Source organism: Kitasatospora sp. NPDC059803 (genome assembly GCF_042732255.1).
In the GTDB taxonomy this organism is placed as follows: domain Bacteria; phylum Actinomycetota; class Actinomycetes; order Streptomycetales; family Streptomycetaceae; genus Kitasatospora.
Window position 1 is genome coordinate 1 of the sequence record NZ_JBHWIJ010000264.1, and the last position, 8,159, is coordinate 8,159.

Consider the following 8,159-nt stretch of genomic DNA (forward strand, 5'->3'; position numbering starts at 1 on the left):
TGTTGTGCCTCTGAGGGGGGGGGGGGCGCGGGCCGCGGGGCGCGGGGCAGGGCAGACGGCCGCGCGCGCCCCCCCACGCGGGGGGCGCGGGCGGGGGTGACGGAGGTTACAGCCCCAACGGCGCCCGGCAGCCGGACGGCCGGGGCGGGCACCCGCACGGGCGAACTAAAGTCGTCGGTATGACGAGAACTCCGGACAGCGTCGTCCGCTCCTTCATCGACCAGCACCAGGCCGGCTTCCTCGCCGACCTCTCCGAGTGGCTGGCCATTCCCTCGGTCTCCGCCGACCCGGCCCGCGCCGGCGACGTGCGGCGCTCCGCCGAGTGGCTGGCCGCCAAGCTGCGCGACACCGGCTTCCCGGTGGCCGAGGTGTGGGAGACCGACGGCCTGCCGGCAGTGTTCGCCGAGTGGCCCTCCGGGGACTCGTCCGCGCCGACCGTCCTGGTCTACGGGCACCACGACGTGCAGCCCGCCGCGAAGGAGGACGGCTGGGAGACGGAGCCGTTCACCCCGACCGTGGTCGGCGGGCGGCTGTTCGCCCGCGGCGCGGCCGACGACAAGGGCCAGGTGTTCTTCCACACCCTGGGCGTGCGCGCCCACCTGGCCGCGACCGGCCGCACCGCGCCGGCCGTCAACCTCAAGCTGCTGATCGAGGGCGAGGAGGAGTCCGGCTCGCCGCACTTCGCCGACCTGGTCCGGCGCGAGGCCGGGCGGCTGGCCGCCGACGTGGTGGTCATCTCGGACACCGGCATGTGGTCCGAGACCACGCCGACCGTGTGCACCGGCATGCGGGGCCTGGCCGACGCCCAGATCGACCTGTACGGCCCGGACACCGACATCCACTCCGGCTCCTTCGGCGGCGCCGTCCCCAACCCGGCGCAGGTCGCCGCCGAGCTGGCGGCCGGCCTGCACGACGCCGACCGCCGGGTGGACATCCCGGGCTTCTACGACGGCGTGATCGAGCTGACCGACCGCGAGCGCGAGCTGTTCGCCGAACTGCCCTTCGACGAGGCGCAGTGGCTCAGGGTCGCCAAGTCGTACGGCACCCGGGGCGAGGCCGGCTACTCCACCCTGGAGCGGGTCTGGGCCCGCCCGACCGCCGAGGTCAACGGCGTCTGGGGCGGCTACACCGGCCCCGGCGGCAAGACCATCGTGCCGTCCTCGGCGCACCTCAAGCTGTCCTTCCGGCTGGTCGCCGGGCAGGAGGTGGAGAAGGTGCGCGAGGCCGTCCGGGAGTGGGTGGCCGCGCGGGTGCCCGAGGGCGTCCGCCACGAGCTGACCTTCCCGGGCGCGACCCGGCCCTGCCTGACCCCGCTGGACCACCCGGCGCTGCAGTCCACCGTCCGCGCCATGGGCCGGGCCTTCGGGCAGAAGATCCTCTTCACCCGCGAGGGCGGCTCCGGCCCGGCCGCCGACCTCCAGGACGTGCTCGGCGCGCCGGTGCTGTTCCTCGGCATCTCGGTGCCCTCGGACGGCTGGCACTCGGTCAACGAGAAGGTCGAACTGGACCTGCTGGCCAAGGGCGTGGAGACGGCCGCGTACCTGTGGGGGGACCTGGCCGAGAACTTCCGGCCCGGCGCGTGATCCCGCGCGGGCACACCATGGCAGTCAGATCACTCATCCGGATGATTCATCACATGGGGATGGAACGAAGTGAGCACCGTGCCTGAGACCGAACGCCCACTGAACCTGGCACTGGCCCGGGCCGGGGTGGACCGGGCGGCCGAGCACCGGCTCGACGAGCCCTGGCTGGCCGCCGCCTGGAGCCACCCGGCCACCCGGGTGCTGCCGATCGCCGGCGGCGAGGCGTTCGTCGTCGACACCGCGCAGGGCACCGAACTCGTGCTGATGCCCTCCTTCGAGGCGCCGCAGACCGGGGACCGGTACTTCCTCGGCACCGACGAGGACGGCGTCTCGTACTTCGCGCTGGCCGGTGAGAGCCTGCCCGGGCGGCTGGACGGCGACGCCCGCCCGGCCGGGCTGCGCGAGGTCGGCGCGCTGCTGTCGGACCGGGACGCCGGACTGCTGGTGCACGCCGTCGCGCTGGAGCACTGGCACCGGCTGCACAGCTTCTGCTCGCGCTGCGGGCACCCGACCGAGAAGGCCGGTGCCGGGCACGTGCGGCGCTGCACCTCCTGCGCGGCCGAGCACTACCCGCGCACCGACCCGGCGGTGATCATGGTGATCACCGACGAGCAGGACCGCTGCCTGCTCGGCCGTCAGGCGCTGTGGCCGGAGGGCCGCTGGTCCACCCTGGCCGGCTTCGTCGAGCCGGGGGAGTCGATCGAGCAGGCGGTGGTGCGCGAGGTGCACGAGGAGGCCGGCGTGCGGGTCGGCGAGGTGCGCTACGTCGCCAGCCAGCCGTGGCCCTTCCCGTCGAGCCTGATGCTCGGCTTCACGGGCCGGGCGCTGCCGGGCGGCACGGCGATCACCGTGGACGGCGAGGAGCTGGCCGAGGCGCGCTGGTTCTCCCGTGACGAGCTGCGGGCCGGGATGGAGGCGGGGGAGATCCTGCCGCCCTCCGGGATCTCGATCGCACGCCACCTGGTCGAGCTCTGGTACGGCGGACCGCTGCCGTCGGCGGCGCGCTGGTAATCCCCGACGAATGGGGGGCGTGCGGGTTATCCCGCGCGCCCCCGTTTTTCTTTTCCCTTCCTTCCCGAATCCGCCACGATCAGATGTTCGTGGCCGGACGGGCCAGTTCTGCTACCGCCGCCCGCCACCCCGCGGCCGTCGTCAACCCGCGCGGACGACATTGCCGGAAACGGCTGAAACCCCGCCATCGCGCTCGCTACATTCACTCGGGTGACAATCCCCCGGGGCACCGCCCAATCCCCCAAATACCAGCGTCTCGCCGCCGACCTGCGCCGCCGGATCGCCGAGGGCGAGTTCACCGCCGACGCCGCACTCCCGGTCGAGAGCGAACTGGAACGCCAGTACGGAGTCGCCCGCAACACCGTCCGGCTCGCCGTCGACGTCCTGGTCAACGAAGGCCGCCTGGTCCGCCTCCAGGGCAAGGGCACCTACCTGCGGGAACACCCCGTCCTGGACCACCGCGCCTACGGCCCCACCCTGGCCCCCGCCCCCCGGGACTGCCTGGCCGTGCCCTCCGCCGTCTACCTCGGCGAGGCCGCCGAGGCCGGCCGCGAACTCACCACCGACTTCGAGATGATGATCGTCCGGGCCCGGGTCGACATCGCCGAACGGCTCGGACTGCGCCCCGGCGAGGCCATCGTGGTCCGCCGCCAACTGCGCCTGCTCGACCGCGAGCCGTACTCCATCGAGGAGAGCCACTACCGGGCCGGACTCGCCGCCGGCACCCCGCTGATGGAACCCGACCCGGTCGAGGGCGGCGACGAGGCCGTCCTCAACGAACTCGGCCGCACCGAGATCGGCGCCGTCGACCACCTGATCGCCCGGATGCCCGGCCCCGAGGAGGCCCAGTGGTTCCAGGGCGGCCCCGGCGTGCCGCTGATGGTCCAGACCCGCGTCACCTACGACCGGCGCGGGCCCGTCCGGGTCATCGAGACCCGATACTCGGCCGACCGCAGCCGGCTCGTCTACGGCATCGGCGACCTCGGCGCGCGCGCCACCCTGCCTGCGCCCGCCGCACCCGTCGACCCCGCCAGGGCCGACGCGCAGTGACGCGCGCCGGCCCGGACCCCGGGCCGGCTCAGGCCGCTCGGACCACTCAGACCCCGAGGGCCTTCTTCACCTGCAGCAGGCTCGGGTTGGTCATCACGACCCGCTCGCCGCCGGCGTTCGGCGTCACCAGCACCGTCGGCACGGTCTGGTTGCCGCCGTTGACCGACTCGACGAACGACGCCGACGCCGGGTCCTCCTCGATGTTGACCTCCGTGTAGCCGATCCCCTCCCGGTCCATCTGGCTCTTGAGTCGGTTGCAGTACCCGCACCAGGTCGTGCTGTACATCGTCACGCTGCCGGACATCGAGGAGGCTCCTTCAGGAAGAGGGCGTACGGTCTCAGGGCAGGAACGCCCACCGCGCGACGGTCATTCCGCGCGGCCACGCTCCGTCGCACCACGACGGCGCCCGAACGGCCCCGCGCGCCCCGGTGCGCAGCGATCATCCTGCGATCACACCGTGCCTGTGGACAACCCCGCCCCCGTTGTCCCAGCGGGCTGAGAGGATGGAAAGCATGCAGGAAGACCTCTTGAGCGGCAGCCCGTCCGACGGCCCCCACGGCTCCCTCTGGGCCGACCCCACCGCCGCCACGGGCCCCGACGCCGTGCTCGCCGGGCTCGACCCCGAACAGCGCGCCGTCGCCACCGCCCTGCACGGGCCCGTCTGCGTCCTCGCCGGCGCCGGCACCGGCAAGACCCGCGCCATCACCCACCGGATCGCCTACGGCGTGCGCAGCGGCGTGTACCAGCCCCAGCAGGTCCTCGCCGTCACCTTCACCGCCCGCGCCGCCGGCGAGATGCGCGGCCGACTGCGCCAACTCGGCGCCGACGGCGTCCAGGCCCGCACCTTCCACGCCGCCGCCCTGCGCCAGCTCCAGTACTTCTGGCCGCGCGCCGTCGGCGGCCCCGTGCCCCAGCTGCTCGAACGCAAGGTCCAGCTCGTCGCCGAATCCGCCGGCCGCTGCGGCCTGCGCGTCCAGCGCACCGAACTGCGCGACCTCACCGCCGAGATCGAATGGGCCAAGGTCACCCAGCTCGGCCCCGACGACTACCCCGCCGCCGTCCAGAAGTCCGGCCGCGAAGCCCCCCGCGACCCGGCCGAGACCGCCCAGGTCTACCGCGTCTACGAGGAGACCAAGAGCCGCCGCGGCGTCATCGACTTCGAGGACGTCCTGCTGCTCACCGCCGCCATCCTGGAGGACCGCCCCGACATCGCGGACCAGGTCCGCTCCCAGTACCGGCACTTCACCGTCGACGAGTACCAGGACGTCTCGCCGCTCCAGCAGCGGCTGCTCGACCAGTGGACCGGCCCCGGCGGCGGCGCCAGCCTCTGCGTCGTCGGCGACGCCAGCCAGACCATCTACTCCTTCACCGGCGCCACCCCCGACTACCTGCTCAACTTCCGCACCCACCACCCCGAGGCCACGGTCGTCAAGCTGGTCCGCGACTACCGCTCCACCCCGCAGGTCGTCCACCTCGCCAACGGACTGCTCAGCCAGGCCCGCGGCGAGGCCGCCCGCCACCGCCTCGAACTCGTCTCCCAGCGCGAGGCCGGCCCCGAACCCGTCTACACCGAGTACGAGGACGAGCCCACCGAGGCCGAGACCACCGCCCGCCGGATCAAGGACCTGCTCGCCACCGGCGTGCGCGCCAGCGAGGTCGCCGTCCTGTTCCGCACCAACGGCCAGTCCGAGGTCTACGAGCAGGCCCTCGCCGACCTCGGCGTCCCCTACCAGCTCAAGGGCGCCGAGCGGTTCTTCGAACGCCCCGAGGTCCGCGACGCCGGCGTCCTGCTGCGCGGCGCCGCCCGGGCCGGCGCCGACCCGCTCACCGCCGACGCCCCCGACCTCGCCGGCCAGGTCCGCGCCGTCCTCGCCGCCCGCGGCTTCACCGCCGAACCGCCCGCCGGCTCCGGCGCCGTCCGCGACCGCTGGGAGTCCCTCGCCGCCCTCGTCCGGCTCGCCGAGGAGTTCGAGCGCACCCGCACCGCCGCCGGCCACAGCGCCGACCTCGCCGCCTACGTCGCCGAACTCGACGCCCGCGCCGCCGCCCAGCACGCCCCCGCCGTCGAAGGCGTCACCCTCGCCTCGCTGCACGCCGCCAAGGGCCTCGAATGGGACGCCGTCTTCCTCGTCGGCCTCACCGAGGGCACCCTGCCGATCATCTACGCCAAGACCGACGAGCAGATCGAGGAGGAGCGCCGACTCCTCTACGTCGGCGTCACCCGCGCCCGCAGGCACCTCTCCCTCTCCTGGGCGCTCAGCCGCTCCCCGGGCGGCCGGGCCAGCCGCAAGCCCAGCCGCTTCCTGGACGGGCTGCGTCCCGGCTCCAGCGCCCCCGGCGCACCCACCGGCGGGCGGGGCGGGCGCGGGGGCGTGGAGCCCGGCGAGCGCTCCGCCGGACGGCGGGTCCGCGGCCCGGTCAAGTGCCGGGTCTGCGAGAAGGTGCTCACCGAGGCGGTCGAGCGCAAGCTGCGCCGCTGCGAGAGCTGCCCGTCCACGATGGACGAGGCGCTGTACGAGCGGCTGCGCGAGTGGCGGGCCCGGCAGGCCAAGAAGCAGGGGGCGCCGGCCTACGTGGTGTTCACCGACGCCACGCTGATGGCCATCGCCGAGGACGTGCCGGCCAGCCGCCAGGAGCTGGCCGTGATCTCCGGGGTCGGCGCGATGAAGCTGGACAAGTACGGGGCGGCCGTGCTCTCGTTGTGTGCGGGGGAGGAGCCCGAGGAGGATCCGGACGGCGTCGAGGACGGCGAGCCGGTCGATCCGGCGTGAGCCGGTCCGGGCGCGGTCCAGGGGAGTCTCCCGGGGGCCGCTCGGGGGACATTCGAACCCGCCGTGAAAAATAGTTTGCGCGGCATACCGGGAGCGCAATAGCCTGCCGGAGCGGTCAAGGGGACGAGATCGCACGGGGTGACACCTGTGCCGAATCCCCTGCACCCAACAGCTTCACCGAGACAGACATCCGAACATTCGGAGCCGGGGCGACCTGGCTCCGCGAGACGCCGAGAGGAGGCGATGACAGTGGGAAACATCATGATCACCAAAATGACTGGCCAGACCGTTGTTGCTGCCTCCCTGCGTGCCGCCCGTCTGCGGGCGCTCGCCGAGTTCGGTGGAACCGGTCTGGGTCTCGACACCACCGGTGTCTCCGTCGTCCCCGCTGTCAGTGGCCTTGGACACACTGATGTCTGCGCCGCGGGCGGCAGGAACGTCGAAGGCACCTCCGTCGAGGCCGGTCTGTCCGGCGATTGGGCGTCGTTCGGCACGTCGCGCTCCCTGCGTGATGAGCGACCGACCCAGGCACCGAAGGCAGTCGTAGCAGCCGCCATGCATGGCGACTATGCGCAGGTCGTCGGTGCCGGAAACGCCCAGAAGCAGAACGAGCAGCAGATTAACCAGGCCATGGCCGCCTTTGCGGGCGCCACGGCCATCCGGATGCGGGCCTTCCGCGGGCCTGAACCCTGGAGAGAACGAACCTGAGTAAGCCTCAGGTCGGCACCTCCAGGGCCGCGGAACCCGTCACACCGGGATCCGCGGCCCTTCTGTTTTGTCCGGTACGCAAGACCACCCAGGCCCCCCGGGGCCTCCGGCCCAGACCCACCAGCCATCTGGGCCGGAACCACTGAAAAGACGAGGAAGACGCCACAGTGTCCACGGTCATCACGCCGCCCATCCCGTCCGTACCGCCGACAAGCCAGATCACCAAGGCCGACCAGGTCGACCCCCCGGAGGTTCTTTCCATGCAGATCAGCTCCATCGAGCAGGCCGAGGCGCTCGGGCTCCCCATCCCCTGCCGCGCCTTCGACCCCGAGGTCTTCTTCGCCGAGACGCCCGCCGACGTCGAGTACGCGAAGTCCCTCTGCGGCACCTGCCCGGTCAAGGACGCCTGTCTGACCGGTGCGCTGGAGCGGCGCGAGCCGTGGGGCGTCTGGGGTGGCGAGCTCTTCGTCCAGGGTGTCGTCGTGGCCCGCAAGCGGCCGCGTGGCCGTCCGCGCAAGACCGAGGTCATGGCGTGAACCCCGCCCACGGCGCCAGGGCCGTCCGCCGGGGAGAGCAGCCCCTGCTGGACAGCTCCCTCCGCCGTTCCGTCCGGATCGCCGCCGCCAAGGCCGACGCAGCCCGGCCAGCCCCCTTCCCGAGCACGCACCACGAGCAGGACCACCACATGACCGCCGCCGCCATCGATCCGACCGTCCGCGCTGAGCAGACCACCGAACTTCAGATCCAGAACAGGACCCTCGAAATGCAACTCCTCCACGAATCCCTGGCCCGGGCCCATATGCAAGAGCGCCTGCACGAGGCCGAGCACCAACGCCTCGTCACCCGGGTCGCCCGGGCCCGCCGGCTCAAGCAGCGGGCCGAGCGCGCCTCGCTGCGGGCCCGCAAGGCGATCGCCGTCGCCCTGATGTAGCCGCGGCTGTCGTCGCGGCTTTCGTCGCGGCGCGGGGCCTCCCCGCGTTCCACCCCCGTCGTGGGGGGGGGGGGGGCCCCCCGCCCGGCGGCCGGAGCGGTGCA

General features: G+C 73.2%; 8 protein-coding genes. 7 read left to right on the plus strand and 1 reads right to left on the minus strand.

Features of this window, described 5'->3' with window-relative positions:
• Window positions 1-179: 179 nt before the first annotated feature.
• The 3 genes from ACFV6I_RS30950 (at window position 180) to ACFV6I_RS30960 (ending at window position 3,644) form a co-directional block, all read left to right on the plus strand.
• Window positions 180-1,583, plus strand: coding sequence for a dipeptidase (locus tag ACFV6I_RS30950; RefSeq protein WP_063347906.1), 1,404 nt, complete (start codon window positions 180-182; stop codon window positions 1,581-1,583).
• Window positions 1,584-1,652: 69 nt separating this feature from the next.
• Complete coding sequence (nudC, locus tag ACFV6I_RS30955) at window positions 1,653-2,594, plus strand: NAD(+) diphosphatase (protein ID WP_208869073.1); 942 nt, start codon at window positions 1,653-1,655, stop codon at window positions 2,592-2,594.
• Between the two features lie 210 nt (window positions 2,595-2,804).
• On the plus strand, window positions 2,805-3,644 hold the full coding sequence (locus ACFV6I_RS30960) for a GntR family transcriptional regulator (protein ID WP_063347904.1): 840 nt from the start codon (window positions 2,805-2,807) through the stop codon (window positions 3,642-3,644).
• 46 nt (window positions 3,645-3,690) lie between these two features.
• Here the strand turns inward: ACFV6I_RS30960 and ACFV6I_RS30965 are convergent, their stop codons facing one another.
• On the minus strand, window positions 3,691-3,948 hold the full coding sequence (locus ACFV6I_RS30965; protein WP_063347903.1) for a mycoredoxin: 258 nt from the start codon (window positions 3,946-3,948) through the stop codon (window positions 3,691-3,693).
• A gap of 200 nt (window positions 3,949-4,148) precedes the next feature.
• Here ACFV6I_RS30965 and ACFV6I_RS30970 point away from each other — a divergent pair, with 200 nt between their 5' ends.
• The 4 genes from ACFV6I_RS30970 to ACFV6I_RS30985 all read left to right on the plus strand — a co-directional run bounded on the left by ACFV6I_RS30970 (window position 4,149) and on the right by ACFV6I_RS30985 (window position 8,055).
• Window positions 4,149-6,416 carry an ATP-dependent DNA helicase UvrD2 gene (locus ACFV6I_RS30970; RefSeq protein WP_380428856.1) on the plus strand — a complete coding sequence of 756 codons (2,268 nt, stop codon included), beginning with the start codon at window positions 4,149-4,151 and terminating at the stop codon, window positions 6,414-6,416.
• 261 nt (window positions 6,417-6,677) lie between these two features.
• A complete protein-coding gene (locus ACFV6I_RS30975) occupies window positions 6,678-7,124 on the plus strand; it encodes a hypothetical protein (RefSeq protein ID WP_380428858.1) in 447 nt (148 codons plus the stop codon).
• A gap of 167 nt (window positions 7,125-7,291) precedes the next feature.
• On the plus strand, window positions 7,292-7,660 hold the full coding sequence (locus ACFV6I_RS30980) for a WhiB family transcriptional regulator (RefSeq protein ID WP_380428860.1): 369 nt from the start codon (window positions 7,292-7,294) through the stop codon (window positions 7,658-7,660).
• Between the two features lie 149 nt (window positions 7,661-7,809).
• Window positions 7,810-8,055, plus strand: a complete 246-nt coding sequence (locus ACFV6I_RS30985; protein ID WP_079136258.1) for a hypothetical protein — start codon at window positions 7,810-7,812, stop codon at window positions 8,053-8,055.
• The last annotated feature ends 104 nt before the right edge of the window (window positions 8,056-8,159 follow it).

Bases quoted from the DNA above. Each gene is read 5' to 3' on its own strand.
- ACFV6I_RS30950 (WP_063347906.1), top strand. From the start codon at position 180: ATGACGAGAACTCCGGACAGCGTCGTCCGCTCCTTCATCGACCAGCAC.
- ACFV6I_RS30965 (WP_063347903.1), bottom strand. From the start codon at position 3,948: ATGTCCGGCAGCGTGACGATGTACAGCACGACCTGGTGCGGGTACTGC.
- ACFV6I_RS30970 (WP_380428856.1), top strand. From the start codon at position 4,149: ATGGAAAGCATGCAGGAAGACCTCTTGAGCGGCAGCCCGTCCGACGGC.
- ACFV6I_RS30975 (WP_380428858.1), top strand. From the start codon at position 6,678: ATGATCACCAAAATGACTGGCCAGACCGTTGTTGCTGCCTCCCTGCGT.
- ACFV6I_RS30985 (WP_079136258.1), top strand. From the start codon at position 7,810: ATGACCGCCGCCGCCATCGATCCGACCGTCCGCGCTGAGCAGACCACC.